The sequence below is a fragment of the Mycobacterium sp. P2_H7 genome, assembly GCF_056403275.1.
Genome location: NZ_JBFUFU010000005.1, coordinates 549,631 through 575,232, shown reverse-complemented (window position 1 = coordinate 575,232; position 25,602 = coordinate 549,631). Strand labels below are relative to the sequence as shown.

General features: G+C 67.2%; 25 protein-coding genes. 10 read left to right on the top strand and 15 right to left on the bottom strand.

Features of this window, described 5'->3' with window-relative positions; translation table 11 throughout:
* Together AC1DY7_RS08530 and AC1DY7_RS08525 are read left to right on the top strand one after the other, a co-directional pair.
* Nucleotides 1-480 (top strand): HNH endonuclease signature motif containing protein (locus tag AC1DY7_RS08530; RefSeq protein ID WP_477493206.1); only part of this gene is annotated, 480 nt, incomplete at its 5' end.
* A 113-nt stretch (nt 481-593) separates the two neighbouring features.
* Nucleotides 594-896 (top strand): PLD nuclease N-terminal domain-containing protein, encoded by a 303-nt coding sequence (locus tag AC1DY7_RS08525; protein ID WP_477493205.1) that lies wholly within the window; start codon nt 594-596, stop codon nt 894-896.
* Nucleotides 897-903: 7 nt separating this feature from the next.
* Here the strand turns inward: AC1DY7_RS08525 and AC1DY7_RS08520 are convergent, their stop codons facing one another.
* From AC1DY7_RS08520 to AC1DY7_RS08470, 11 genes are all read right to left on the bottom strand, one after another.
* The gene (locus AC1DY7_RS08520; protein WP_477493204.1) at nt 904-2,136 is read right to left on the bottom strand and encodes an acyl-CoA dehydrogenase family protein; all 1,233 of its coding nucleotides are present in this window, start codon (nt 2,134-2,136) and stop codon (nt 904-906) included.
* The gene (locus AC1DY7_RS08515; protein ID WP_477493203.1) at nt 2,136-3,260 is read right to left on the bottom strand and encodes an acyl-CoA dehydrogenase family protein; all 1,125 of its coding nucleotides are present in this window, start codon (nt 3,258-3,260) and stop codon (nt 2,136-2,138) included. Before AC1DY7_RS08515 ends, AC1DY7_RS08520 begins: the two co-directional genes overlap by 1 nt.
* Complete coding sequence (locus AC1DY7_RS08510) at nt 3,260-4,429, bottom strand: acyl-CoA dehydrogenase family protein (protein ID WP_477493202.1); 1,170 nt, start codon at nt 4,427-4,429, stop codon at nt 3,260-3,262. The genes AC1DY7_RS08515 and AC1DY7_RS08510 overlap by 1 nt, the downstream gene beginning before the upstream one ends.
* A 2-nt stretch (nt 4,430-4,431) precedes the next feature.
* On the bottom strand, nt 4,432-5,487 hold the full coding sequence (locus AC1DY7_RS08505) for an acyl-CoA dehydrogenase family protein (RefSeq protein WP_477493201.1): 1,056 nt from the start codon (nt 5,485-5,487) through the stop codon (nt 4,432-4,434).
* Entirely contained in the window at nt 5,487-6,326 is an 840-nt protein-coding gene (locus AC1DY7_RS08500) for an amidohydrolase family protein (protein WP_477493200.1), read from the bottom strand. The genes AC1DY7_RS08505 and AC1DY7_RS08500 overlap by 1 nt, the downstream gene beginning before the upstream one ends.
* Entirely contained in the window at nt 6,323-7,924 is a 1,602-nt protein-coding gene (locus tag AC1DY7_RS08495) for an acyl-CoA synthetase (protein WP_477493199.1), read from the bottom strand. The genes AC1DY7_RS08500 and AC1DY7_RS08495 overlap by 4 nt, the downstream gene beginning before the upstream one ends.
* An 8-nt stretch (nt 7,925-7,932) precedes the next feature.
* Nucleotides 7,933-9,180 (bottom strand): amidohydrolase family protein, encoded by a 1,248-nt coding sequence (locus AC1DY7_RS08490; protein WP_477493198.1) that lies wholly within the window; start codon nt 9,178-9,180, stop codon nt 7,933-7,935.
* 4 nt (nt 9,181-9,184) lie between these two features.
* Complete coding sequence (locus tag AC1DY7_RS08485; RefSeq protein ID WP_477493197.1) at nt 9,185-10,000, bottom strand: enoyl-CoA hydratase; 816 nt, start codon at nt 9,998-10,000, stop codon at nt 9,185-9,187.
* A 71-nt stretch (nt 10,001-10,071) separates the two neighbouring features.
* Nucleotides 10,072-11,076, bottom strand: a complete 1,005-nt coding sequence (locus AC1DY7_RS08480; protein WP_477493196.1) for a dihydrodipicolinate synthase family protein — start codon at nt 11,074-11,076, stop codon at nt 10,072-10,074.
* A gap of 11 nt (nt 11,077-11,087) precedes the next feature.
* The gene (locus AC1DY7_RS08475) at nt 11,088-11,885 is read right to left on the bottom strand and encodes an SDR family NAD(P)-dependent oxidoreductase (RefSeq protein WP_477493195.1); all 798 of its coding nucleotides are present in this window, start codon (nt 11,883-11,885) and stop codon (nt 11,088-11,090) included.
* A gap of 12 nt (nt 11,886-11,897) precedes the next feature.
* Complete coding sequence (locus tag AC1DY7_RS08470; protein ID WP_477493194.1) at nt 11,898-12,665, bottom strand: crotonase/enoyl-CoA hydratase family protein; 768 nt, start codon at nt 12,663-12,665, stop codon at nt 11,898-11,900.
* Between the two features lie 155 nt (nt 12,666-12,820).
* Between AC1DY7_RS08470 and AC1DY7_RS08465 the strand changes: the two genes are divergently transcribed.
* Nucleotides 12,821-13,558: a TetR/AcrR family transcriptional regulator gene (locus AC1DY7_RS08465; protein WP_477493193.1), complete on the top strand. Its 738-nt coding sequence runs from the start codon at nt 12,821-12,823 to the stop codon at nt 13,556-13,558.
* Nucleotides 13,559-13,592: 34 nt separating this feature from the next.
* Here the strand turns inward: AC1DY7_RS08465 and AC1DY7_RS08460 are convergent, their stop codons facing one another.
* The 3 genes from AC1DY7_RS08460 to AC1DY7_RS08450 form a co-directional block, all read right to left on the bottom strand.
* Nucleotides 13,593-14,768 (bottom strand): thiolase family protein, encoded by a 1,176-nt coding sequence (locus AC1DY7_RS08460; RefSeq protein ID WP_477493192.1) that lies wholly within the window; start codon nt 14,766-14,768, stop codon nt 13,593-13,595.
* A gap of 76 nt (nt 14,769-14,844) precedes the next feature.
* Nucleotides 14,845-15,714, bottom strand: coding sequence for an enoyl-CoA hydratase/isomerase family protein (locus AC1DY7_RS08455; protein ID WP_477493191.1), 870 nt, complete (start codon nt 15,712-15,714; stop codon nt 14,845-14,847).
* A complete protein-coding gene (locus AC1DY7_RS08450) occupies nt 15,707-16,465 on the bottom strand; it encodes a FadR/GntR family transcriptional regulator (RefSeq protein WP_477493190.1) in 759 nt (252 codons plus the stop codon). Before AC1DY7_RS08450 ends, AC1DY7_RS08455 begins: the two co-directional genes overlap by 8 nt.
* A gap of 91 nt (nt 16,466-16,556) precedes the next feature.
* Here AC1DY7_RS08450 and AC1DY7_RS08445 point away from each other — a divergent pair, with 91 nt between their 5' ends.
* Genes AC1DY7_RS08445 through AC1DY7_RS08415 form a run of 7 tightly spaced genes read left to right on the top strand, consistent with a single transcriptional unit; the run spans nt 16,557 to nt 24,346 of the window.
* A complete protein-coding gene (locus AC1DY7_RS08445) occupies nt 16,557-17,339 on the top strand; it encodes an enoyl-CoA hydratase/isomerase family protein (protein ID WP_477493189.1) in 783 nt (260 codons plus the stop codon).
* Between the two features lie 9 nt (nt 17,340-17,348).
* Nucleotides 17,349-18,149, top strand: a complete 801-nt coding sequence (locus AC1DY7_RS08440; RefSeq protein ID WP_477493188.1) for an enoyl-CoA hydratase/isomerase family protein — start codon at nt 17,349-17,351, stop codon at nt 18,147-18,149.
* On the top strand, nt 18,149-18,922 hold the full coding sequence (locus AC1DY7_RS08435) for an enoyl-CoA hydratase/isomerase family protein (RefSeq protein WP_477493187.1): 774 nt from the start codon (nt 18,149-18,151) through the stop codon (nt 18,920-18,922). The genes AC1DY7_RS08440 and AC1DY7_RS08435 overlap by 1 nt, the downstream gene beginning before the upstream one ends.
* Complete coding sequence (locus AC1DY7_RS08430; protein ID WP_477493186.1) at nt 18,922-20,361, top strand: class I adenylate-forming enzyme family protein; 1,440 nt, start codon at nt 18,922-18,924, stop codon at nt 20,359-20,361. The genes AC1DY7_RS08435 and AC1DY7_RS08430 overlap by 1 nt, the downstream gene beginning before the upstream one ends.
* The gene (locus AC1DY7_RS08425) at nt 20,336-21,799 is read left to right on the top strand and encodes a class I adenylate-forming enzyme family protein (protein ID WP_477493185.1); all 1,464 of its coding nucleotides are present in this window, start codon (nt 20,336-20,338) and stop codon (nt 21,797-21,799) included. The genes AC1DY7_RS08430 and AC1DY7_RS08425 overlap by 26 nt, the downstream gene beginning before the upstream one ends.
* The gene (locus AC1DY7_RS08420) at nt 21,792-23,219 is read left to right on the top strand and encodes a class I adenylate-forming enzyme family protein (protein ID WP_477493184.1); all 1,428 of its coding nucleotides are present in this window, start codon (nt 21,792-21,794) and stop codon (nt 23,217-23,219) included. Before AC1DY7_RS08425 ends, AC1DY7_RS08420 begins: the two co-directional genes overlap by 8 nt.
* Nucleotides 23,216-24,346, top strand: a complete 1,131-nt coding sequence (locus tag AC1DY7_RS08415; protein ID WP_477493183.1) for an NDMA-dependent alcohol dehydrogenase — start codon at nt 23,216-23,218, stop codon at nt 24,344-24,346. Before AC1DY7_RS08420 ends, AC1DY7_RS08415 begins: the two co-directional genes overlap by 4 nt.
* Here AC1DY7_RS08415 and AC1DY7_RS08410 read toward each other — a convergent pair.
* Nucleotides 24,343-25,530 (bottom strand): CaiB/BaiF CoA transferase family protein, encoded by a 1,188-nt coding sequence (locus AC1DY7_RS08410; protein WP_477493182.1) that lies wholly within the window; start codon nt 25,528-25,530, stop codon nt 24,343-24,345. The genes AC1DY7_RS08415 and AC1DY7_RS08410 overlap by 4 nt on opposite strands.
* Nucleotides 25,531-25,602: the final 72 nt, after the last annotated feature.

Genomic DNA, 25,602 nt, shown 5'->3' with positions numbered 1-25,602 from the left:
GTCCTGACCAACGAAGACCGCCAATACCTGCTCTGCGACGCCACCTGCGAAGTCTGGTTCCACCGCGACGGCCAACCCATCGGCGCCGGACGGGCCACCCGCACCATCAACCGCCGACTACGCCGCGCGCTGGAGCACCGCGACCGCTGCTGCGCGGTCCCCGGCTGCGGCGCCACCCGCGGACTACACGCCCACCACATCACACACTGGGAAGACGGCGGCCAGACCGAACTCGACAATCTGATCCTGCTTTGCCCGTACCACCACCGGCTGCACCACCGCGGTGGCATCACGATCACCGGGCCCGCCGACCGCCTCACCGTCACCGACGACGCCGGAAAACCTCTGAACCGCGGATCACTGGCCCGACCACCCACAACCCCACCACCAAACGTCGAACCCTACAAAGGGCCGACCGGCGAACACGCCCAATGGTGGTGGTACACGCCCTACGAACCACCACCCACAACCACCAACTAGGTGGCTGCTGAGCAAGCACTCCATGCGGGCGTTTGCTGGGTTCGGAGCACGTGAGTCGGCCCAGTGTTGTGTCGTCCAACCTCGGGCTCGGCCCACGAGAGGACAGCTTGTCCATGCCCTATCTGGGATTGCTGGTCACCGCGCTGCTGGTGATCACCATCGTCGATATCGCCCGTAGCCCCGAGGAGCGCATCCACGGACTCCCCCGCACCCAGTGGACATTGCTGGTCGTCATGGTTCCGGTGGCGGGCGCGCTCTCCTGGTGGATCGCGGGCCGCCCGCGCCCCAGGCTGAACGCCCCCGACGCGCACAACACCGAGCACGCTGCCGAAGAAGAATTCCGCCGCCGGTGCCGCGAGCGCGCCGAGATGCAACGCCGGGCAGCCCGGTCGGGGCGCGACAACGCGAAGGACTGACCGGCCGTCAGCTGCCCCGGTTGCTCCGCACCTCGTTGAACGGGATTCCGCGGTCCGCGGCGAACTCACGAGGCATATTGAGCACCCGCTCGCTGATGACGTTGCGAGCCATCTCGGTGGTGCCGCCGCCGATAGAGATGATCTGACGGGCCAGCAGGTTGTGCCCGAGGGCGCGCTCCTCCGCTGAGTCATACGCCCCGCCCACCACGACACCCGGCCCGGCCAGACCGACGGCCACATCATTGGCCAGGTGTTCGGTCTCGGCGACGAACAGCCGGATCAGTGACGCCGATGCGGCCGGTAACTCACCACTGGCCATCTTGCCCATCACGTGCGGGATCAAGGTGTCATGCACCGCCCATCGCGCGTACAGCCTGCCGATCGCCGCGCGCGTCGCAGGGTCCGCGGTGGTACCGAGCGTGCGAGCCAGGGCCACGAGGTCGATGTTGCGGTTGGAGTCGGGGAATTCCTCGATACCGCTGGCGAATTCGGAACCACCACCCATGGCGCGCCGTTCGTGACCGAGCTGGGTGGAGGCCACCGACCATCCGTCGTTGAGCTCCCCCACGATCGACCCGGCGGGCAACTCCACATTGTCGAGGAAGACCTCACAGAACTCGGCGTGGCCGTTGATGTCCACGATGCGCCGCACCGTCACACCAGGCGCGTCGATCTTCACCAGAAACATGGTCAGGCCCTGATGCTTGGGCACGGTCCAGTCGGTGCGGGTCAGGCACAGGCCGTAGTCGGCCGAGAACACCGCGGTGGACCAGATCTTGGCACCGTTGAGCACCCAGCGCCCATCCTTGGCCTCCGCTCGTGTGGTGACGCAGGCCAGATCCGATCCTGCGCCGGGCTCCGAGAGCAACTGCGCCAGGATCTCCTCACCACGTAACGCAGCCGAGATGTGTTCGCGCTTCTGGTCTTCGGAGCCCACATCGAGCAGCGTGGCGCAGCAGATGGCCAGCGACGGCACGTTGAGCGGATAGGGCAGTTCGTAGCCCGCGGACTCGTCGTCGAAGGCCCGCTGGTACTCGCGGGTCAAACCCAGGCCGCCGTACTCCGTGGGAAAGCAGATTCCGGCGAAGCCGCCGTCGTGGATGCGGCGCTGAAGCACCCGCGACCGGTCCCAGACCTTGGTGTCGTCGATCTGGTAGCTCGGCGGGCTGTCGGGGTCGACGCGCGGCATATTGTCGGCCAGCCATGCGCGGGCGGCGGCACGAAACTCCTGCACCGACATCAGCCGTGCACCTTCTCGACATGGTCGGCCAGGGCCAGTTGGTGGTCCCGGGGTGTACCGAAGGTGTTGGCGTTCAGCGCAACCCGCCGCAGGTAGAGGTGCAGGTCGTGCTCCCAGGTGACGCCGATCCCGCCGTGCAACTGAATGCAGTCATGCAACGCGGACACCCCGTGTTCGCCGACGAAAGCCTTCGCCGCACTCAGCAGTGTGTCGGCATCGGTGTCCCCCTCCGCCACTGCCTTCACGGCCGCATCGACGATCGATTCGCAGGCCTGCAACCCCAGGAACATGTCGGCGTAGCGGTGCTTGAGCACCTGGTAGGACGCCAGCGGCCTGCCGAACGAATAACGGTCGAACGCCCACGTATAGGTGATGTCGAACGCCTGCTGCAAAGCCCCGACCATCTCGGCGCACCGCAGCAGAACAGCGATCTGCCATTGCCGCTGCATGGCTTTGGCGGTGCGCGCGGCATCGCCCAGCGGCTCACCCACGGTCACACCGTCCAAGACGACGGTCCCGTACTGGCGGACCATGTCGATGGAGCGCACCCTGGTGACCGTCACGCCGGGAGCATCCGCGGCCACCAGGAATTGGAGCACACCGGCCGGCGTGGTCACGGGCACCAGGAACACATCGGCCTGCGGGGCGGCCTCCACCCGCTCGGCCGCCCCGGACAGCACGTACCCGCCGTCCCTTTCGACGGCGGTGAAACCGGTTGCGGTGAAACGAGGTACACCGTCACCGGAGAACGCCCACGTTGCGACCTTCGAGCCATCGACCAACCCACCCACGTCGGCGCCGTAGACGCTCAGTCCCGCGATGACGGTACTCACTGGCAGCAGCGGTCCCGGCGCGGCATGCTTGCCCAGCTCGGTGACCAGCACGGCCAGGTCGGCGACGCCACTGCCGGTGATGCTGCCGCCGCCCAGTTCCTCGGGCGCCAACAACGCAGTCCACCCCAATTCCGCCGCCCGCGCCCACCACTGCCGGTCGAAGGACGTGTCCTCGTCGTGCAGTCGGCGCAGATCCACCCCGGAGACGAGTTGGCGGGTGGTGTCGTAGAAGAGTTTCAGGTCGGGGTCACCTGGGGCGAGCGAAGCGACGGGGATTGACCGGGCGAGCATCACGAAGCTTTCTTGGGCGCGGCATAGCTCGGCTTGCCCAGCCCCAGCACATGCTGGGCGATCATGTTGCGGAACACCTCGAGGGTGCCGCCGTAGATGCCGACCAACGGAGCAAACCGGTATACGTACTCACTGCGGTCGTCGAAGCCACCGTCGGTGTCGATCGGCAGCGCGGCGGCCGGTCCGGCGATGTCCATCAGATCGGGAGCGACATCGCGCATGGTCTGCGCCAAGGCGACCCGGCCGAAGATGCTCGGCGCGGACAACGACGCCTCGATGCGGGCGAGGCTGCGGCCCAACCGGTATCCGACCGAGGTGTCCTCTGCCGCACGGGTGCCCACCACCGCGGCCACCTTATCGGCGGCCTCGACCATGAAGCCGGCCTGATGCATCATGATCGCCACGTCGGCCAACCCGTCGTCGGCGGCGGCGACGGCGCCGTGCTCGGCGTCCAGCGGTTCGCGCACCACCGTCCACCCGCCGTTGACCTCGCCCATCCGGTACTTGTCGTCGACGCGTACGTCGGAGTAGTAGACGATGTTGGTGCGGTCACCGTCGACGGTGCGGATGCCCTGGATCTCGACGCCGGGCAGATCCAGGGGCACCAGGAACATGGTGAGACTCTTGTGTTTCGGGGCGTCCGGATCGGTGTTGGTGATCAGGAACGTGTACTTGCAGTTGTGCGCCCCGGTGGTGAACATCTTGGAGCCATTGACAACCCAGTGATCGCCGTCGCGCACCGCGCGGGTCTTGCACGTCGCGACATCGGAGCCGCCCTCGGGTTCGGTGTAGCCCAGGCTCAACCGGACGGTGCCGTCGAACACGCCGCGCAGCACCTCGTCCCGGATCTCCGGCTGGGCGAACTTCGCGACTGACCGCGCCACCATGGACGTCGTTCCCCAGGTCACCCACGGCACCTCGGCCCGGCGCTTCTCCAATTGCCAGATGCGCGAACGCACCCGGGAGAAGCCGCCCTCGCCCTCGGTCTTCCATTCCTTCTCCAGATATCCGGCGGCGGCGAGCGCCAGGTGCACACCCTCGTCGAAGTTGTCGCCGGTCTCGCGGTCGCGACGGATGACATCCTCGGTCACCACGCCGGCCAGGAATTCGCGCACCTCGGTGCGGAAGGCGTCGTCCTCGGCGGACAGTTCAACACGGGAGAAATCCATGATCAGGCCTCCAGACTTTCGCGGGCGGTCACGATGGCGGCGATGTGCACGGCGGTGGCTCCGGGGTCGCCACCGGCCAGCGCCCAACCACGCGCCCGCACCAGGTAAGCGGTGGCGGCGGCTTCGGCCGACACCCCGAGCCCGCCCTGGACATGCACGGCCATGGTGGCGGCTTTGGCGGCCTCTTCGGCCATGAACACGAACGCCGACGGTGCCAGCTCGGGCCGTTCGTCCGGCTCGTTGTCCAGGAACCAGGCGGCGCGACGGGCCAGCCCGCGTCCGCTCTGCACGGCGATGGCGATATTGGCCAGCGGATGCGAGATGCCCTGCAGCGTGCCGATCGGCACACCGAGGGTGTAGCGGGACTTGGCGAACTCGGCGGCGATGGTCATGGTCTCCTCGATCAGACCGACCAGGGCCGAGGCGGTGAGCACTCGCCATTCATCCAGTGCACGTTGGTATTCGGCGGCTGCGGCAGTACCACTTGCCAGCACGACGCGGCTGTCCGCGGCGGCCGGGTCCACCCAGGCCATCGGCAGCTTGCCGATGTTGTCCACCTTGGCAGGCAGGCTGGAGAACTGCAGGAGCACGAGATCATCACCGTCGCGGATGATCACCCGGTCGGCGATCGACCCGGCGGGGATCAGTCGGGTGCCGGACGGGGCCACCTGCTGCGGATCGATGGCAACCAGCTGGGTGCCCTGCACGATCTCCGCCGCGTTCTCGCCGGACAGCGCACCCAGGCGCGCCAGCAACCGGGCGGCCACCACATGATCGATCCACGGCACCGGTGCCAGCGACCGCCCGATCTCCTCGGCCACCAGGGTGAGATCGACCAGGGTCGCACCGTCGCCGCCGACGGATTCGGGCAGCCCCATCGTGGTGGCGCCCATGGCGCACAACCGTTCCCACAAGCTTTTGTCGAACCCGCCGGCTTCGGCCGCCCGCACCGTCTCGATGTCGCAGTGCGTCTTGAAGAACTGCCGGTATGCCGTCTGCAGATCGACGTGGTCCTCGGACAGACTGTAGTCCAGCCTGCGCAGCTCGAAGCGATCCATCACTTCTCCTTCTCGGGGCTCTCGCCGAAGAAGAACTCCGCGGCATTGTTGTAGAGGTAGTTGTCCAAGACCTCGGCGGGCAGATCCAGCGCCAGCGCTTCCGGGACCACGCGCTGCATCCGCAGCACCGGGAAGTCGGAGGCAAAGATGATCTTCCCGGGCCCGCGGGTGCGCATGTAGTGCAACAGGCTCTCCGGCAACCGTTTCGGCGACCACGCCGACGTCATCAACCGAAGGTTCTGGTATTTGATCAGCATCCGGATCGCGACATCCCACCACGGATCGGCACCGTGGATCATGCAGAGTTTCAGCTCCGGGAACCGCACGCAGACCCGGTCCAGGTGAATGGGGTTCTGCACCTCACCGGGTATCGGTGGGCCCGGCAGGCCGGTGTTGACGCACAGCGGCAGTTCGAGCTCCGCGCATTTGGTGTAGAGCGGGTAGTACACCGCGTCACTGGGCGGATACTGGCCGTCACCCCAGAAGCTGGGACCGACAACGGTATACGCCACCGGCAAGTCTTTGGTGATGGCCGCCAGCTCGCGCAGCGACGGGATGGGACGCAGCAGGTTCACCCCACCCATCGCCAAGGCGAACCGGTCCGGGTGCGCGTCGACGAACTTGCGTGCCGTCACCGACGGCTTGACCAGTGAGTCCATCAGGATGGCGCGCTGCACGCCGTGGGCGTCCATCTCGTCGAGCAGCTCGGTCAGATCGATCGGGTCGTACAACGACGCGGGACCCTTGAAGTAGTCATCACGCACCTTCTTCATGAAGGTGGGCTGGTTCTCCGTCTCGCCGAAGTGCACGTTGGCCAGGCAATCGATGACCCGTGTCATGTCCGAACCTTTCCCACCGCGAATTCCTTGGCCCACCGGTAGTCGGCCTTGCCGTTTCCTAGCCTGCGGATCTGGTCGACCACGAGCACGTCCTTGGGAATCTTGAACCGCGCCAACCGGGTCGCGCAGTGTTCCCGCAGGAGCTCTACGGCCACCTCGGCGCGAAGCGCCACGATCGCGACGATCTCTTCACCCCAGCGATCGCTGGATCGGCCGACCACCAGCGCATCGGCCACCTCGGGGTGCGCGCGCAAGGCCTCTTCGACTTCTTCGACGAACACCTTCTCGCCGCCGGTGTTGATCACCAGGGAGTCTCGGCCGTAGAGCCGCAGCGACCCATCCGACTCGAGTGCTGCCCGGTCACCGGACACCACCACCCGTTCACCCGCCACCTCGGGAAAGGTTTTGACGGTCGCGGCGGCATCGTTGAAGTAGCCCAACGGAATTCGTCCGTTGCGGGCCACCCAGCCCACCTCGGCCTCGCCCGGCGTCAGGAATCGGGTGTAGTCCTCGGCCAGCACCAGGCCGCCGGGCCGCAGCTGGAAGGTCTCAGCCGTCTTGGTCGCGCGCTGGGTGTGCCCGAATCCCATGTTGCCGGTCTCCGAGGAACCGAACCCGTTGATGATGGTGATCTGCGGGATGTGGTCCAGCAGCGCCCGTTGGTATTTGGGGTTGGTGGCCGCGCCCCCGGTACCGATGGCGAACATCGACGACAGGTCATAGGACCGCGCGTTCAGTTCCTCCACCAGCGGCGCGGCGTAGGCGTCGCCGACCATCGTCATCAAGCCGATCTTCTCGCGCTCGGCGGTCTCGAGCACTGTGCGCGGATCGAACTTCGGCTTGGTGTCGTGCAGGACGACGGTCTGGCCGGACAGCAGCCCGGAGAACGCGGTCCACATCCCGGCCGCGTGCATCATCGGGGACACCGCGAACCACGGCGGACCCGCGTGGGCGACCTTGGTGTGAATCTCCTCGACCGCGTCGTGGTCGGCACCGTTCATGGACGATACGTAGATGTCGCCCTGGCGCCACATCACCCCTTTGGGCCTGCCGGTGGTGCCGCCGGTACAGATCATCAACAGGTCATCCGGCGAGACAGGTGCGACGCAGTCGGTATCGCCCTGGGCCAGAACATCATCCAGTGACACCGAGCCGGCCAGCTCGTCGCCTTCGCCGTCGTCGACGGAGATGAGAACCTCCGCGTCCAAGACAGACGCGAACTTGGCCCCCAGCGAGCGGTGGTAGATGACCGCCCGCGGCTGCAGATACGCGAGCAGGTCGGCGACCTCACCCGGCGAGTAGTAATAGTTGACGTTGACGGGCACGGTGCGTGCCTTCAGACAGCCGATGACCATCTCGGGGTACTGGTCGTTGTGCATCAGCAGCGCAACCCGGTCCTGACCGCATTCCCAGCGGCTCAGTTCGGCGCGTTCGGTGTGCGCGCCGAGTCCGTTGACGGCCAGGAAGTTCGCCAGCCGCCGGGTCCGCTCGGCTCCCTGAGCGAAGGTGGTGCGGCGGGTGCCGCACACCGTCATCTCCCGGTCCGGCACCGTGTCGGCGATCGCGTCGATGACGGCACCGACGGTCCATTCGGCCATCGCGGGGGCTACGCCGAAACCAGCTTGGCGACACCCGGTGCGGTCCGGGTCGGGTCACCGAGCAGTTCGAGTGCGTTGTCACGCATCACCTTCCGGGTGTCCTCCAGGCTGAACTCCGGGAACTGCGGGATATCGGCGGTGAAGGTGGTCGGGTCGGCCAGGCCCTCGCCGTGCGGCCAGTCCGAACCGAACAGGATCTTGTCGACGCCGATGGTGGCGGCCAGCAGCTTGACGTCGTCCTCGTAGTAGGGCGCGATCCAGAGGTTGTTGCGCAGCTGTTCCACCGGGTCCTCGGTGAAGTGGTACGGCGCGTTGTTGGCCGCCTTCTTGAGTCGCTTGATCAGCCGGTACACGAAGTACGAACCGTTCTCGATGCTGGCGACCTTGAGCTTGGGGTGCCGGGTGAAGACCTGGTGCACGATCATCGAGGCCATCGTGTCGTGGATGGCGCGGTCGTCCATGATGACCATGTCCAGTGGATCGCGTTTGCCGAATCCCTTGAACACGCCGCTGCCGCCCCACAATGCCGGGACCGCCATGTATCCGGAGTCCGACAGGTGGAAGACCACCGCGACGCCCGCCTCCGCGAGGCGCGCCCACACCGGGTCATGTGACGGGTCGCCCAGCGATCGCGGCCGGACCGAACCCGGCACCGGTGCCGGCCGGACGCACACCAGCTTGGCGCCGCGGCTGATCACGAACTCGACCTCGTCGACGGCCTTGACGGGGTCGGCCAGCGAGATGATCGGCGCCGAGACGAAGCGGCCGTCGGGCCGGTCGAATCCCCAGTCCTCGTCAAGCCACAGATTGAAGGCGTGCACCGAGACCATGGTCGCCTCGATGTCGTGTTTGAGGCCCTCCTCCACCCCGCAGGCGAAAGTCGGGAGCATGAACACGGTTTCGAGTCGCTGCCGGTCCAGCACCTTCAGCCGGGCTTCCCGGTTCTGGTACTCGGGATGATCACCGAGGCGATCGACCTTCATCAGTGAGGCCGGGTTGACGCCCTCGGGGATCTCGCCACGGAACAGCAGGTCCAGGCAACCCGGTTCGATGATCGGGTCGAAGGTCGGGTTCGGGATGAAATGGTTGACCGTCCCACCCATCACCGCCAGCGTCCGTTTGCCGTCCTGGACCATCTGCACGCCGCGGCTGCGGAATTCCTTGGGCAGGTGCCGGGTGAAGGCGTCGGTGGGTTCGTAGTAATGGTTGTCGACGTCGACGGCCAGGTAAGGCAGACGCTCTGGGGTGTCAGACATTTCATCAACCTTTCAGGGGCGGGAAATTCGGGGACCGTTTCTCGAAGAAGGCGGTGATGCCCTCGACCAGGTCGGGCCGGACCATCGATTCATGCATGAGGGTCTCCGCACGGGCGCTGACGTCGACCACCTCACCGGTCGCGTCGCCGTAGAGCTGACCCTTGATCACGGCCATGGACGCCGGTGAGCAGTTGCGGGCCAGGTCCTCGGCGTACTCCAGCGCCCGCTTGAGCAGATCTTCGGGCGGCACAACCTCTTTCACCAATCCGAGCTGCTGGGCTTCCTCGGAGTAGAAGGTGCGCCCGGACAGCAGCAGATCAGCGGCGGCACCCCAGCCGGCCAGCCGGGGCAGGATCCAGGTGATGCCGTACTCGCCGATCAGGCCGCGACGGGGGAAAGCCGTCGCGAACTTCGCGCCTGCCGCGGCGAACCGGACGTCGCACATCAGCGCGTGGGTCAGTCCGATCCCGACGCAGGCGCCGTTGATCGCCGCGATGACGGGCTTGCGCAGGGTGGTGAGGAAGTGCGGATGGCGTTCGCCGACGATCTTGCTGACGTCGGTGTCGCCGCTGATCGACGCCCCGAGATCCTGCATGGCACCCATGTAGGCGCCTGCGCAGAATCCCCGGCCGGTACCGGTCAGCACGATCACCCGGACGTCCGCGTCGGCCTCGGCGCGGTCGAACGTCGCGTACACCCCGGCGGAGATATCGGCACCCCACGAGTTGAGCCGTTCTGGCCGATTCAGGGTGATGACCGCAACGCCGGTATCGGTGACTTCGTACAGGACCGCAGCGCTGGGCGACGTCTCAGTGGCCATAGATACTGTATACCTATCGGTAGAGCATTCCGCAAGCCGCTGCACGGCCACTACCAGCGTAAAACCGTCCGTCAACCAATCAGTCCGAGATGGCGATACGCGGTCTCGATCTGGGGTTTGGCCACGGCGGGGAGTTCGGCCTGCGGCGGGCGCGAATGCGGGTAGTCCCCGATCGGCAGGCCGAGCAGCGATGCGGCGTATTTGAATGCGCCGGCCCAGTGTGTGAAGTAGTCCGGCCGGCCCGGATAGCAGGTGAACCAGGACCCCATGTCGAGGCTGAACTGATCCATCCCGGTCTTCTGCGCGAAGTCCATCGCCGCGATCAGTTCGCCCGCCCACACCAGTTCCCAGTACTCGGTGAAGATCGGCCGCTCCGGCGTCTCGTGCAGATAGCCCGCGGTGCCCAGTTGCGCCGGGCCGACGATGCCCTCGCGCAGCCACCCGGCCCGGTACACGGTGGTATCGCATTCCCAGATCACCAGTTCCGGCGCCAGCTCATGCAGCCGGCGGCTGGCCGCCGGACGGAACGCGCCCTCCTTGGTGGCGCACACGGCGGGGACCTCCTCGACGATGCGCGCCTCTTCGGCCGGGGTCAGCACGTAGCCCGAGGACGGCGAGTTGAACATCCCGAGCGCGATGTCGGTGCGCGCGGCGATGTAGCGGAAGAAGCGCAGCACCCCTTCCCCACCGTGGGCCTCCATCATCGGCGTCTGGAGGTAGACGATGTCGGCGCCGGCCTGCTGCGCGTGGCGGGTCAGTTCCAGGCAGTCCTTGGCCGAGGTGGCGGCAGTGCAGGCCTGCACCACCACGTGCGGGTTCGCCGCGCGCCCCTCCTGGATGGCCACTTCCAGCAACTGTTTGCGTTCATCGAGGGTCAGCGCCCAGAATTCGGCCAATCCACTGGTGCACCAGAGCATTTCATGGCGCAGATCAGCCACGCAGTAGCGCACGAGCGTGCGGTAGGCGGCCCAGTCGATATCGTCACCGTCGACGCCCTGGAACGGGGTGTACAGCGAGTTGCCGATGCCGCGCAATGCCGTGCGGGCCCAGTCCCGCGCTTCACTCGCTGTCGCCATACCGCTACCCCTTAGCTGAAGTCCGAACCGCCGTCGACGTTGATGTTCGCGCCGGTCATGTACGAATTGCGCTTGGACGCCAGAAACGCTGCCACGGGACCGATTTCGTCCGGGAGGCCCGCCCGTGGCAGGTGCGCCGGATGGCCGAAATGCTCGTCGATGGCCGACATCAACGCATAGGGGTCGGTGCCGTCGACGCCCACCGAGTCGGCCCATCCCAGCAACGCCTCCGACGAGATGCTGCCCGGGGACACCACATTGACCATGATCTCGTCCTTGGCCAGCAGCAGCGAGAGGTTCTTCGACACGCTGTTCACCGCCGCCTTGGCCGCGGTGTAGGCCGGCAGCCGGGTGCTCTGCCGTTGGGTGGAATGCGCGGAGAAATTGACGATGCGCGCCCATTCGGCGTTGCGCAGCAACGGAAGTGCGGCACGCACGCTGCGCACCATGCCCATCACGCCGTCGTCGAACGCCGCCTGCCATTCGCCGTCGGTGAGGGCCTCGAAATCGCCCGCCGCACCCGGTCCCACGGTGTTGATCAGGACGTTGAGCTTGCCGCCCCAGCGCTGCCCGATCTCACCGAACACCCGGTGCACCTGCTCGTCGTCGCCGATGTCGGCGGCGACGCCGAACGCCTCCGGACTGCCCCGCAACGTCAGATCGGCCGCGGCGGCATCGAGAACATCTTGCGAACGCCCGACGACCGCAATCCGGGCGCCGTCCTCGGCCAGGCACCGGGCGGTGGCCAGGCCCATCCCCCGACCGCCGCCGACGACGACGGCGGTCGCTCCATCAAACCCGAGATCCATGGGTGGTGGTCGTCAGCTACCGGTCCAGTTCGGGGTGCGCTTCTCGGCGAACGCGGTGGCGCCCTCGATGGCGTCCTTGGACCCGAAGACGGGGGCCATGATCTCGTTCTGCTTCTGCCACATCTCGGCCCGGCTCCACTCGGGTGCCTTGACGATGATCTCTTTGGTCGCCGCCACCGCCAACGGGCCGTTCTTGGTGATCTTCTCGGCGAGTTCCAGTGCGCCGGCCAGCGCCTCACCCGGCTCGGTCAGCTTGTTGACGAAGCCCCACGCCGCGGCCTCCTCGGCGGTGAAGTTCTCACCGGTGAGCGCCAATTCGAGCGCCTTCTGATACGGGATACGGCTCGGCAGGCGCAGCAGTCCGCCACCGCCGGCCACCAGGCCGCGCTTGACCTCGGGGATGCCGAACTTCGCGGTGCGTGACGCGACGATCAGATCGGTGGCCAGCACCATCTCGGTGCCACCGGCCAGGGCGTACCCCTCGACGGCGGCGATCACCGGTTTGCGCGGCGGCCGTTCGGTGAAACCGATACCCCGGCCTTCGACATAGGGCAGCTCGCCGGAGGCAAAAGCCTTGAGATCCATACCGGCACTGAAGTTTCCGCCCGCACCGGTGAGGATCGCCACCGACAGCTCGGGGCTGTCGTCCAGCTCGTCCATGGCCGCGGCCAGCCCGACGGCGACCGGCAGGTTGAAGGCGTTGCGCGCCTCGGGCCGGTTGATGGTGATCACCAGGGTGCGCCCCTGCCGTTCGGTGAGGATCTCGTCCGCCACGCTCATCCCTCGCTTATCGAAGTCGAATTGGTTCCACAGGTACCGGAAAAACTTACTATAGCCATTACGGTAACTCGGCCGGAAGCGCGTGAAGCCCGCATCACGGTATGCCTACCGGTAAGCTTGACGGTCTCCCACCACACGTTGTGGCGGGGAAACTTATGGAGGTGTCTGCGGTGGCAAAGCAACCGGTGGCCGAAAAGCGGCAACGGCGGGAGCGCGGGTCCATCAATCCGGACGACATCATCAAGGGCGCCTTCGAACTCGCCGAACAGGTCGGCATCGACAACCTGAGCATGCCGCTGTTGGGCAAGCACCTCGGTGTCGGGGTCACGAGCATCTACTGGTACTTCCGCAAGAAGGACGATCTGCTCAATGCCATGACCGACCGGGCGTTGAGTGAGTACGTGTTCGCGACGCCGTATGTAGAGGCCAAGGATTGGCGCGAGACGCTCCGCAACCACGCCCGCACGATGCGAAAGACGTTCGTGGGCAACCCGATCCTGTGCGATCTCATTCTCATCCGGGCCGCGCTGAGCCCGCGCGCCGCCAAGGTCGGCGTCCTGGAGATGGAGAAAGCCATCTCGGGTCTGGTCGAGGCAGGGCTGAGCCCGGAAGAGGCGTTCGACACCTACTCCGCGGTGACCCTGCACGTGCGTGGATCGGTCGTCCTGCAGCGCCTGGCCGAGAAGAACCAGGCCGATCAAGAGGACGGGCCGGGCGCCTACGACCAGACGCTCATCATCGATCCCGAGGTGGCTCCACTGTTGGCGCAGGTCACCGGGGAAGGGCACAGTTTCGGCGCCTCCGATGAGAACAACTTCGAGTTCGGGCTCACCTGCATCCTGGACCACGCGACCACCCAACTCAGCCCGCCGAAGGCAAAACGCCGGACGTGAACCCGACCGCGGGCACACGTCCGGCGTCCGTTGCCTAGACCTCGATGACGAGCCCGCCACCCTGGCCGCCGCCTGCGCACATCGCGGCCACGCCGATGCCGCCACCGCGACGCTGCAGTTCGTAGATCAACGTGGTGACCATCCGCGCGCCTGACGCCGAGATGGGGTGCCCCAGGCTGCAACCGCTGCCGGAGAAGTTGACCAGTTCCTCGTCGATGCCGTACTCGCGGACCGCCGCGATGGGCACGGAGGCGAAGGCCTCGTTGATCTCCCACAGCGCCACGTCGGAGGGCTTGAGGCCGGCTCGCTTGAGCACGTGGCCGATGACCTTCACACCACCGAGGCCGGTGTCCTTCGCGGGGACGCCGACCGAACCCCACGCCCTGACCTTCGCCAGCACGGTGAGGTTCTCCGCGGCCGCATAGTCGTCGGCGACCAGCGCGACAGCAGCGGCAGCATCATTGGTGCCACTGCTGTTGCCCGCGGTGATGGAGAATCCTTCGATCTCCGGATGCAGGACCTTGAGCTCGGCGAGCTTCTCCGCCGTGGTGCCGCGGCGCGGGTGCTCGTCGACGCTGAACTCGATGACCGAACCGTCCGGCTGGGTCACCTTGAGCGGGACGATCTCGTCGAGGAACTTCCCGGCGTCGATCGCGGCGATGGCCCGCTGGTGTGAACGCGCCGCCCAGGCGTCCATGTCCTCGCGGGTGATGCCCGCGGCCTGCGCGGTGTTCCAGCCGACCGTGATCGACATGTCGCGCATCGGCGATTCGGGGGTCTCGACGTGGGTGGGGGTCATCCACGGCTCGATGAACGTCAACTCGGGACCGGGCACGCGCCACTTCATCAGCGGCGACGAGGACAGCGACTGCACGCCGCCGGCCAGCAACACCCGCTCCATGCCGGAACCGATCTGCGCCGCCGCGTTGCCGATCGCGGTGAGCGAGCCCGCGCAGTGCCGGTTGACCGCCTGACCGGGCACCGACTCCCAGCCCAGCGCGTCCGCGGCGTAGCGGGCGATGTCGCCGCCGCCGTAGTTCGATTCGGCGAAGATCAGGTCATCGATCGCCTCGGGAGCGATACCGGCCCGACGCACGACCTCGGGCAGCACGGTCGTGATGAGTTCTTCGGGGGTGGTGTTGACCAGGGTCCCCTTGAAGGACCGGCCGATGGCGGTGCGGGCGGCACCGACGACAACAGGTTGGGGCATATCTCTCCGCCTTTACGATATCGAGTGATTATGTAAAACCGTAGCACCCACTGTAGGCGCCACGCCGTGAGGTTGGCTACTGCGGTTCGGGCACGTGGAAATGCTCGTCACGCAGCCGGAACGCCTCCTTGGTTCCATGCTGGGCGCGGGTCTTGACGAAGTTGAACTCCCCCGGCGAGAACTGCAGGTTGGTGCCGTACGCGTGGAACAGGTAGCTCGCGACCTCTTCCCCCTGGTAGGCCTGGCTCTGCTCGACCCAGCGGAACGCCTCCTTGGCGATGACCACACCGTCGGCGGGCATCTTCGCCGCCTTCTGCGCCCAGTACTGCGCCCGCGCGCTCACCTGGGACGCGTCGCACGTGTCGGTGAAGACGCCGAGATGCTCGACCGCGCCCGCTTCGATGATGTCGCCGGTGAGCAGCATCCGGCGTGCGAGGACCGGGCCGAGCCGATGGAAGAACATGTGCAGGCTGCCCAGCGCCGGACCGAGGAACCGGGTGGCGGGCATGCCGATCTTGGTGTCGCGGGCGATCACCGAGATGTCGGTCATCAGCGCCATCTCGAAGCCGCCGCCGAGCGCGTAGCCGCTGATCTCACCGACGGTGACCTTCGGGAAGCCCAGCAGATTGTGATAGAAGTCGAAAGACTTGCGGTCCACCGTGAGTCGGCGGCGCTGGCTGGGGCGCGACTTCTTCTCGGCTTTTTCCTTGCCTTCGCCATACCAGCCGTAGGCGTTGTTCATATCCGCGCCCGTGCTGAACACGCCCTCGGCGCCACGCAACAGCACCACGGTGATGTCGTCATCCTCGGCGACGACGTCCAGGTAGCGGGCGACCTCGTCGCGCATCGCGGCGTCATAGGAGTTGCGCTGCTTGGGATTGTTCAAGGTGATGGTGGCGATGCGGTGGGCCGCGTCCACCTCGAAGAGCACCCGGTCGTCAGTCATGCGAAATCAGCCTCGCTTCAATCGTTTTGTCGGTTCCGGCGGCGAGCGTGGAACTCCGCGCCGCCGTGAGATGGTCGGCCGCGAGCTTGGTGGCCCGCGCCACGTTGCCCTCGGTGATGGCGTCGAGCAGTCGTTGGTGGTCGCGCAACGCCGCACGCATGGTCTTGTGCGCCAGGTCGTCGCCCCACACCGAGGACTCATGCGTAGACCAGATCAGCTCCAGTGACCCGATGAGCAGAATCATCGGCTCGTTACCGCACCGGGCCACCAACTGCTCGTGGAACCGGCGGGCGTTCGGCACATACTGCGCGAGATCGTCGAACTGGGCTGTCTGGAGGTCGATCTCGGCCTGCAGGTGGGGCACCACCTCGGTCGCCCGGTCGGAGCGGGCCGCGCACATCCCGGCACAGATCGGCTCCAGGTGCAGCAGCGCCCCGCTGACGTCCGCGGGCGTGGCCGCGCGCGTCTGCAGCACCATACTGATCATGTGGGCGGTGCGTTCCGCGGACGGCAGTTGCACCACCGCGCCACCCATGTTGCCGCGGCGCACCGTGATCAACCCGTCGGTCTCCAACAGGTGGATGGCTTCGCGCAGCGCGGGCGGGCTCACGCCGAACTCCTGGAACAGACCCTCCTGCGTGGGCAGGATGTCCCCTTCACGCAGCCGGCCGGACAGGATGTCGTCGCGCAGCTTGGCCGCGACGATCTCGGCAACCCGTGGCTGCCGGATGCGCCGAGCGCGTCCTTCCATCGACGACCTTTCCTTGCTAACTTGTACAAGATAGTAACTGCATTGCCTACTGTATGGTCAACCGTATGTTCGTGGAAAGGCCCGATCCCAGGTGATCACCACGTCCGTGGACAACGCGGTCCTGCGCATCACGCTCGACCGGCCGGACCGGCGTAACTCACTGAGCCACAGCATGATCGACGAGCTGGTCGCGCTGCTGAGCACGGCCGCGTATGACGATTCGCTGCGCGCCATCGCGCTGACCGGCACCGGCGACGACTTCTGCGCAGGTGCCGACTGGGTCGCCACCAACAGTGAAGGCCGGCGCCCCCGGACCGGTGATCTGGTGCGCCGCATCCCCCACACCGCCAACCGTCTCGTCGAGCTGATCGCGACCATCCAGCTGCCGGTGGTGTGCACGGTGCGCGGGTGGGCGGTCGGGTTGGGCTGCAATCTCGCGCTGGCCGCGGACTTCACCATCGCCGACCGCGCGGCCACCCTGTGGGAACCGTTCGTCGAGCGCGGGTTCAGTCCCGACTCCGGCGCCACCTGGCTACTGCCCCGGCTGGCCGGTGTCGCGCGCGCCAAACGCATGCTGCTGCTCGGCGAGAAGGTGACCGGCGCCGACGCGGCCGACTGGGGACTGATCCACGCCGCCGTAGCGGCCGACGAACTCGACGACGCAGCCGATGAACTGGTGCGGCGGCTGGCCTCCGGACCCACCGTCGCGATCGGGCTGGCCAAGCAGGCCATCGCCTACGGCCAGGGCGCCACCCTCCCCCAGGCCATGAACCAGGAACTGGCCAATCTCGAACTATCCTGTCGCACTGCGGATTTCAAGGAGGGCCTCGCGGCGTTCCGCGACCGCCGCGACCCCGACTTCTCCGGACGCTGAAAGGAAGTCATGTACGACACCATCACTTACGAGGTGGACGGCCACAAAGCCACCATCACCCTCAACCGGCCGGACGCCCTCAACGCGCTGTCCCCGCACATGATCACCGAACTGCGCTCCGCCTACGACAAGGCCGAGAACGATGACGACATCTGGCTGATGATCGTCACCGCCAACGGGCGGGCGTTCTGCACCGGAGCCGACGTCAAGGAGATCCCCGGCGACGGCAAGGTGCTCAACGAGCGGCCCTATCTGTCCACCTATGAGCAGTGGGAGGCGCCGCAGGAGGGCACCCCGCCGTTTCGCACCATGACCAAACCCGTCATCGTCGCCGTCAACGGAATCTGTTGCGGCGCAGGGCTGGACTGGGTGACCACCGGCGACATCGTCATCGCCTCGGACCAGGCGACCTTCTTCGACCCGCACGTCAGCATCGGCCTGGTGGCAGCCCGCGAGATGGTGCGGTTGGCCCGTGCACTGCCCCGGTCGGTGGCCCTGCGGATGGCGCTGATGGGCAAGCACGAACGGATGACGGTGCAACGCGCCTACGAGCTCGGGCTGATCACCGAGATCGTCGAGCATGACAAGCTGGTACAACGCGCCCATGAGATCGCCGATACACTGAATCTCAATGCGCCGCTGGCGGTTCGCGGGACGCGTCTGGCCATCCACAAGACTTTGGATCTGCCGCTACACGAAGGCGAGATCCTCGCCGAGACATTCCGGGAACGCGTCACCCGCACCGAGGATGCGTTGGAGGGACCGCGGGCGTTTGTCGAGAAGCGCAAGCCCAACTGGCAGGCTCGCTAGTGGACACGATCCTGCTCGACCTCGATTATGACTCGCGGGTGGCCACCGTCACCTTGAATCGGCCCGAGGCGCTGAACTCGTTCAACCGCGCGATGTGCCACGAGATGCGCGACGCCTGGCACACCATCAAGGCCGACGAGGGCATCAACGCCGTGGTCCTGCGTGCCGCGGGCGACCGTGCGTTCAGCGCCGGCCTGGACGTCAAGTCGTCGTATGGACAGCCCGAGATCGTCTGGAACCACGAAGATCCGGGTGAGCTGCTGAGCCCGAAGTGGCAGAAGATGTGGAAGCCGGTGGTGTGTGCCGTACAGGGCATGTGCACCGCGGGCGCCCTGTACTTCGTGAACGAATCCGATGTGGTGATCTGCTCGCAGGAGGCAACCTTCTTCGACTCCCATGTCAGCGCCGGCCTGGTGTCCGCGCTCGAACCCATCGGCCTGATGCGCCGCGTCGGCCTCGGCGACACCCTGCGGATGGCGTTGATGGGCAACGACGAACGCGTCGGCGCCGACACCGCGCTGCGGATCGGTCTGGTCACCGAAGTGGTGCCCCGGGCCGACCTGTGGGCCCGCGCGCACGAGATCGCCGCGACCATCGCGGCCAAACCACCGACCGCCACCCAGGGCACTGTGAAGGCTATCTGGGAATCCTTGGACAAGCCTTACCGCGCGGCGATGGACCAGGGCCTCATCTACACCCGGCTGGGCAATCCGATCGCCAAGACCGAGTTGGCCGAGCGGCCGATCACCAAGACCGCCCCGCGGATCCGTTGATGCCCCATCCCCTTTCGCGGCGCATCGGTGAGGTCCTGGACCTCGACCCGACGGCCGGGGCAATCCAATACGACGGTGATTGGTCCACCTGGGGCCAGGTCGGCGCCGCGGCGCGGCGCCTCGGCGCACTCACCGGGGACCGCCGGGTCGGCATCATGCTGCGCAACACGCCGGTGCACGTCGCCGCCCTGCTGGGTGTGCTGGAAGCCGGCGGCACGGTCGTGGTCATCAACCCGTCCCGCGGTGACGAGCGCACCCGTGCCGATATCGCGGCACTCGGTCTGCCTGTCATCGTGGGGATCGCCGACGATCTCGCCAACCTGGCGCGCCCGCGTCCGGGCACCATGCTGGTCACCATCGCGGGCCTGGACGCCGAGCCGACCACCACCGGCGAACCGGCCGCCGACGCCGGCCGCCCCGGTGTGGCGGTGTGGATGCTGACCAGTGGTACCACCGGCCCACCCAAACGCGTCGACCTGACCTACACCATGCTGGCCCGCAGCGTCATGGGACGCGACCCCGAGACATCGCCCACCCCAACACAACTGCGCACCGGGGTGGCGATCGTCAACTCGCCGCTGGTGCACGTCGGCGGCGTGTTCCGGATCCTGCTCTGCATCGCCGAGGGCCGGCCGTTCGTGCTGCTGCCCAAGTTCGACCTGGACCGCTGGGCCGACGCCGTCCGCGAACACCAACCGCGCGCGGTGTCCCTGGTACCGACGGCGCTGCGGATGGTGCTGCATTCCGAACTGACCCGCGCCGACCTGGCCGGCGTGCGTGCCGTCACCTCCGGTACCGCCCCGCTGTCGGCCGATGACGCCGACGCGTTCACCGAGAAGTTCGGCATCCCCGTGCTGACGTCTTACGCGGCCACCGAATTCGGCGGCGGCGTGGCCGGCTGGACCCTTGCCGATCATCGGCAGTATTGGGCGGCGAAACGGGGCAGCGTGGGTCGGGCGAATCCGGGTGCCCGCCTTCGGGTGGTCGATGACGAGGGCAGGCCGCTGCAACCTGACCACCTGGGTCTGCTGGAAGTCATTCCCGCCCAGATGGATACCGGTGAATGGCTGCGCACCACCGACCTGGCCCGCATCGACGCCGACGGGTTCGTCTGGATTCTCGGGCGGGCCGATCAGGCCATCATCCGTGGCGGGTTCAAGGTGATGCCCGACGATGTCCGCACCGCATTGGAATCTCATCCCGCGGTGCGCGGTGCCGCGGTCATCGGTCGCCCCGACGAGCGGCTGGGCGAGACACCGGTGGCGATGGTCGAGTTGCACGCCCACGCCACGGCGGCCGAACTGTCCGAGTTCCTGGCGACCCGGCTGGCCCGCTACGAGATCCCCACCGATATCGACGTCGTCGACGTGATTCCGCGAACCCCGTCCGGCAAGGCCGATCTCGGCGCCGTCCGTGAGCATTTCACTGCCCGCCCCTGAGCCGCCGGGGGATCTGGTCGGCTCGGTCAGGGCCCGGGCGGACCATCCCCTGCTGATCTGTGATGACCAGCGCCTCACCTACGCCGAGGCTGATCACCGTTCCGCGGAGCTGGCACGCGGTCTGGTGGGGCTGGGCGCCGGCAAGGGCACCCACGTGGGCCTGCTCTACCCCAATGGGCCCGAGTTCGTGGTGGCCATGCTGGCCGCCGCACGGATCGGCGCCGTGGTGGTGCCGTACTCCACCTTCCTCACTGCGGCGGAGCTGCGTACCCAGCTGGTCGACAGCGATACCGAATTGCTCCTGGCGGCAACCGGTTTCCGACAGCACGACTACCGGAACCGACTCGCGTCCGTCGTCGCCCCGTGTCTGCGGCAGGTGCTCTTCGAACCGCCGATGGGCACCGAGCCGGACCTGACCGGCCTGGAGGCCGATGTCGAGCCGTGCGACCCGCTGGCAATCATCTACACCTCCGGTTCGACGGGGGCGCCCAAAGGGGCGGTGCACACCCATGGTTCGCTGCTGGCGCATCAACGCCACCTCAATGCGATCCGCGGGCTGACCGCCGACGACCGGCTGTACTGCAATTCGCCGTTCTTCTGGATCGGCGGATTCGCCTTCGGCCTGTTGGCCACCCTGACCGCCGGCGCCACCTTGATCTGCTCCAACGCCACCGACCCGGCCGTCACCCTGGACCTGCTGGAGTCCGAACGGCCCACGCACACAAACGGGTTCGTTTCCGGCGTCGCGCATCTGGCCGGCCATCCGAGCTACCCGGGCCGCCGGTTCACCGCGCGCCACGGCAACCTCTACCCCATCATGGCCCCCGACGTCCGGCCCACCGATCCGGAACTGCGCCACACCATGCTGGGCATGACCGAGGCCGGCAGCGTCCTGTTGCTCGATGCCGACGAGGCCGATCAACCCGAACACCGGCGTGGCTCCTACGGGCGGCCCGCCCCCGGCTTCGAGACCAGGGTGCTCGACACCGGCGAACTGTGCATCCGGGGTCCTTACCTGATGCAGCAGTACTACGGGCGGGCCCGCGAAGAGTGTTTCGACGCCGACGGCTGGTTTCACACCGGCGACATCGTGCGGGTGGACGAGGACGGTTACATCTACTTTCTGGGGCGGGCCGGCACCATGATCAAGACCGCCGGTGCCAACGTCACTCCCTCCGAGGTGGAAACGGCTCTGGCTGCAGCAGGGTTCGTCGGACACGTGGTGGGCGTGCCGGATGCCGAACGCGGTGAGGTGGTCGCGGCCGTCATCGTCACCGACGGAGAGATCGACACGGACGCCCTTCGCACGGCCTTGCGCGACACCTTGTCGGCGTACAAGGTCCCGCGGATCTTCACCACCTGCCACGCACGCGACGTGCCGATCCTCGCGAGCGGCAAGATCGACCTCGCCGCCCTGCGGAAAATGTTCGATGCCTGACACCATCGACGCGGTCCTGCGCGCGCACGCCGGGCTGGACAAGGCCATGGTCGTCGACCCCGAGACCGCGATCGGCTACGGCGAACTCGAATCCGGCACGGCAGCGTTGGCCGCCGGACTCATCGACGCGGGCATCGGCAAGGGCACCCGGGTGGGCCTGCTGATGCCCAATGGCGCCGACTGGGTGCGCCTGGCCCTCGCGGTGACCCGCCTCGGCGCGGTCCTCGTCCCGCTCAGCACGCTGCTGACAACGGGTGAATTGCACGCCCAGCTGCGGATGGCCGCCGTGCAGCAGCTGATCACCGTCGACGAGTTCCGTGGCCGCCGTTACCCGGTCCGGCCGGAGACGCTGCCCGCCCTGCGGCGGGTCTGGAGCACCCGAGAGGCTCTGGAGCTCCGGGGCGCCGGGCCGCTACCGCCGGTCCGGCCCGCCGATCCGCTGGCCATCACGTTCACCTCGGGCAGCAGTGGCGCCCCCAAAGGCGTGTTGCACTCGCACGGCAATGCCCTGGCCGCGGTGCGTTCCGGCCTTGCGGCGCGGTGCATCACCGCCGACACCCGGCTGTACCTGCCGATGCCGTTCTTCTGGGTGGGCGGGTTCGGGGCAGGCATCCTGTCGGCACTGCTGGCCGGGGCGACGCTGGTCACCGAGGCGATCCCGACCCCGGAGTCGACCGCGGCGCTGCTCCGGCGGGAACGGGTCACGCTGTTCCGGGGCTGGCTCGAGCAAGCCGAGGTCCTGGCCCGCCACACCGGCCCGCTGCCGACCTTGCTGCCGGGCAGCCTGGAAGCTCTGCTGCCGCCCACGCTGCGGTCTCAGCCGGGGGCACGGGCGTCGTTGTTCGGGATGACCGAATCCTTCGGACCGTACTGCGGCTTCCCGGCCGACACGGACATGCCCGAATCGGCCTGGGGCAGCTGTGGGAAACCGTTCGCGGGCATGGACGTCCGTATCGCCGGTGATGGGCCGGTCGGTGAAATCCAGATTCGCGGTCCGCACATCCTGCGCGGCATCTGCCGCCGCAGCCGCGAAGAGGTGTTCACCGCCGACGGCTACTACCGAACCGGGGACCTCGGGCGGTTCGACGCCGACGGGTTCCTGTTCTATCAGGGCCGCTGCGATGACATGTTCAAGGTCAGCGGGGCGACGGTGTACCCCAGCGAGGTTGTGCGCGCCCTGCGCGGTATCGCCGGGGTACGCGCCGCCCACGTCACCGAGGTGGACGGCGCCGTCGCGGCGGCGGTGATCGCCGACCGGACCGTCTCGGAACTACGCGAGGCCGCGCGGGATGTGTTGAGCCCGTTCAAGATCCCGACGGTCTGGCTGGTGCTCGACGTCGACGACCTTCCGCGCGGCGCCACCGGCAAGGTGGACGTGCGGGCGTTACGCAAGTTGCTGAAGGAAAGCGAGGAGCCGTGAAAACCAAAGGAGCCCTGGTCTGGGATTTCCACCAACCGTGGTCCGTCGAGGCCATCGAGATCGGCGATCCGCGGCGCGGTGAGGTGAAGGTCGCGATGGAGGTCGCGGGCCTGTGCCATTCCGACCACCATTTGATGACCGGCGACATCCCGATGGCGGATTTCCCCATCCTCGGCGGCCACGAGGGCGCCGGGGTGGTGGTCGAACTCGGCCCTGATGTGGAGGGCCTGGCCGTCGGTGACCACGTCGCGATGTCCTTCATCCCGTCCTGTGGCATCTGTCCTGCGTGCCAGTCCGGGCTGCGCAACCTGTGTGACCTCGGCGCCGGACTACTGTCGGGGGCCTCGGTATCTGACGGGTCCTTCCGAGTCCAGACCCAGGGCCGCAACGTGATTCCGATGTCCCTTATCGGTACTTTCGCCCCCTACGTGGTCGCCCATCACACCTCGCTGGTGAAGGTGGACAAGGACATCCCGTTCGAGGTCGCCGCGCTGGTGGGATGCGGGGTGACCACCGGGTACGGATCGGCGGTGCGCAGCGCCGATGTGCGTCCCGGCCAGGACGTCGCCGTCATCGGCATCGGCGGGGTGGGCACCGGCGCTCTGCAAGGTGCCGCGATCGCCGGCGCCCGGCGGATCTTCGCCGTCGACCCGGTCGAATGGAAACGCGAGCAAGCCGAACTGTTCGGCGCCACCGCCACCTTCGCCGACATCGCGGCCGCCCACGCCGGTATCGCCGAGGCCACGCGTGGACGTATGTGTCACAAGGTCATCGTCACGGTGGGACGGACCGACGGGCAGGAGGCGGAATCGTGGTTGCAGCTCACCGCGAAGGGGGGTACCTGCGTGGTCACCGCGATGGGCAACGTGCTCGAGAACGACACCAAACTCAACCTCGCCGGCCTGACCCTGCTGCAGAAGCGTCTGCAGGGCAGCCTGTTCGGCGGCGGCAATCCCCAACGCGACATCCCCGAGTTACTCGAGCTCTACCGGCTGGGCAAGCTGAACATCGACGACATGGTCACGCGGGAGTACCGCCTCGAGCAGATCAACGATGCCTACCGGGACATGCTGGAAGGTCACAACATCCGCGGTGTCATCCGGTTCACCGAGGCGGACCGGAGCTAGACGATCTTGTCGGCCCGCAACCGTTCGATTCCCGCTGTGTCGTAGCCGATCTCACCAAGCACCTCATCGGTGTGCTCACCCAGTAGCGGCGCCCGGTGCCGAATGGTCCCTGGGGTGGCCGACATCCGGAACGGGGTCTCGATGATCGGCACATCGCGCGCGGCCCCGGGATAGGGCACTCGCTGCAGATAGCCCATGGCTTGCACATGGGGGTCGTCGAGCACCTCTTGAGTGGAATACAGCGGTGCGGCAGGCATTTTCGCCTCGTCCAGTAGTGTCATCACTTCGGCTTTGGTCTTTTCCGCGCACCAATCGGCCATGATGCCGTTGAGCAGATCGCTGTGCCGCCAGCGCGCGTCGTCATCGCCCAAGCGCGGATCCTCGAACAGATCGAGCCGCCCGACCAACCGGCACCAGCGCTTGAACATGGGCTGCCCGGCGACCTGCAGCAGCACCCACTGGTCATCGGAGGTGCGATAGAGATCGCAGGGCGCCACCGAGGCACCCTGGTTGCCCATCCTGGGCTTGTCCACCTGCAGCAGCTCGCGTTCGATCAGGAAGGCGTTGGACAACATCAGCGCCGTGGGTAACAGTGCTCCCTCGACGTGCTGGCCCACCCCGGTCCGGTCCCGGTGATACAGCGCCATCATCACCCCGATGCCCAAGGTCAGGGCGGTGCCGAAATCTGCGTAGGGCACCACGGTCCTGATCGGCTGATCGGGCAGGCCCTGCCGGTAGACCGCTCCCGACATCACCTGCCCGGCACCGTCGAATCCGATCTTGTCGCTGTACGGTCCGCCCTCTCCATAGGCGGTGGCGCTGGCCAGGATGATGTCGGGCTTGACCGCGCGCAGGGTGTCGTAGTCCAAACCGTTGGCCCGCATCCCGGCGGCGGGCATATTCGCGATGACGATGTCCGCACGGGCTACCAGCCGCCTGGTCACCTCCGCCCCGTCGGGCGTGGTGGAATCCAGTGTGAGAGAACGCTTGTTGCGGTTGCACTGCAGGAAGGTGCCACCCTCGCCACCCTCGGTGACCGCCTGCACCCAGCGGTCCTCGCCGCCCTCACGCTTCTCCACCCGCAACACGTCGGCGCCCATGTCAGCCAGGATCGCGCTGCACCACGGCGCGGCGATGAAGCGCCCGTAGTCGAGCACCCGGATCCCGTCCAGCACACCTGGCATGGCGCCACCACCTCCGTCAACGTATGGACTGTAAGTATTACAGTATGGCTTCGCCAGGTCCGCGGTACCGTC

What these genes read in the sequence shown, in the direction of transcription:
- AC1DY7_RS08525 (WP_477493205.1), top strand. Translation starts at nt 594, where the DNA reads ATGCCCTATCTGGGATTGCTGGTCACCGCGCTGCTGGTGATCACCATC.
- AC1DY7_RS08520 (WP_477493204.1), bottom strand. Translation starts at nt 2,136, where the DNA reads ATGTCGGTGCAGGAGTTTCGTGCCGCCGCCCGCGCATGGCTGGCCGAC.
- AC1DY7_RS08515 (WP_477493203.1), bottom strand. Translation starts at nt 3,260, where the DNA reads ATGCTCGCCCGGTCAATCCCCGTCGCTTCGCTCGCCCCAGGTGACCCC.
- AC1DY7_RS08510 (WP_477493202.1), bottom strand. Translation starts at nt 4,429, where the DNA reads ATGGATTTCTCCCGTGTTGAACTGTCCGCCGAGGACGACGCCTTCCGC.
- AC1DY7_RS08505 (WP_477493201.1), bottom strand. Translation starts at nt 5,487, where the DNA reads ATGGATCGCTTCGAGCTGCGCAGGCTGGACTACAGTCTGTCCGAGGAC.
- AC1DY7_RS08500 (WP_477493200.1), bottom strand. Translation starts at nt 6,326, where the DNA reads ATGACACGGGTCATCGATTGCCTGGCCAACGTGCACTTCGGCGAGACG.
- AC1DY7_RS08495 (WP_477493199.1), bottom strand. Translation starts at nt 7,924, where the DNA reads ATGGCCGAATGGACCGTCGGTGCCGTCATCGACGCGATCGCCGACACG.
- AC1DY7_RS08490 (WP_477493198.1), bottom strand. Translation starts at nt 9,180, where the DNA reads ATGTCTGACACCCCAGAGCGTCTGCCTTACCTGGCCGTCGACGTCGAC.
- AC1DY7_RS08485 (WP_477493197.1), bottom strand. Translation starts at nt 10,000, where the DNA reads ATGGCCACTGAGACGTCGCCCAGCGCTGCGGTCCTGTACGAAGTCACC.
- AC1DY7_RS08480 (WP_477493196.1), bottom strand. Translation starts at nt 11,076, where the DNA reads ATGGCGACAGCGAGTGAAGCGCGGGACTGGGCCCGCACGGCATTGCGC.
- AC1DY7_RS08475 (WP_477493195.1), bottom strand. Translation starts at nt 11,885, where the DNA reads ATGGATCTCGGGTTTGATGGAGCGACCGCCGTCGTCGTCGGCGGCGGT.
- AC1DY7_RS08470 (WP_477493194.1), bottom strand. Translation starts at nt 12,665, where the DNA reads ATGAGCGTGGCGGACGAGATCCTCACCGAACGGCAGGGGCGCACCCTG.
- AC1DY7_RS08465 (WP_477493193.1), top strand. Translation starts at nt 12,821, where the DNA reads ATGGAGGTGTCTGCGGTGGCAAAGCAACCGGTGGCCGAAAAGCGGCAA.
- AC1DY7_RS08460 (WP_477493192.1), bottom strand. Translation starts at nt 14,768, where the DNA reads ATGCCCCAACCTGTTGTCGTCGGTGCCGCCCGCACCGCCATCGGCCGG.
- AC1DY7_RS08455 (WP_477493191.1), bottom strand. Translation starts at nt 15,714, where the DNA reads ATGACTGACGACCGGGTGCTCTTCGAGGTGGACGCGGCCCACCGCATC.
- AC1DY7_RS08450 (WP_477493190.1), bottom strand. Translation starts at nt 16,465, where the DNA reads ATGGAAGGACGCGCTCGGCGCATCCGGCAGCCACGGGTTGCCGAGATC.
- AC1DY7_RS08440 (WP_477493188.1), top strand. Translation starts at nt 17,349, where the DNA reads ATGTACGACACCATCACTTACGAGGTGGACGGCCACAAAGCCACCATC.
- AC1DY7_RS08430 (WP_477493186.1), top strand. Translation starts at nt 18,922, where the DNA reads ATGCCCCATCCCCTTTCGCGGCGCATCGGTGAGGTCCTGGACCTCGAC.
- AC1DY7_RS08420 (WP_477493184.1), top strand. Translation starts at nt 21,792, where the DNA reads ATGCCTGACACCATCGACGCGGTCCTGCGCGCGCACGCCGGGCTGGAC.
- AC1DY7_RS08410 (WP_477493182.1), bottom strand. Translation starts at nt 25,530, where the DNA reads ATGCCAGGTGTGCTGGACGGGATCCGGGTGCTCGACTACGGGCGCTTC.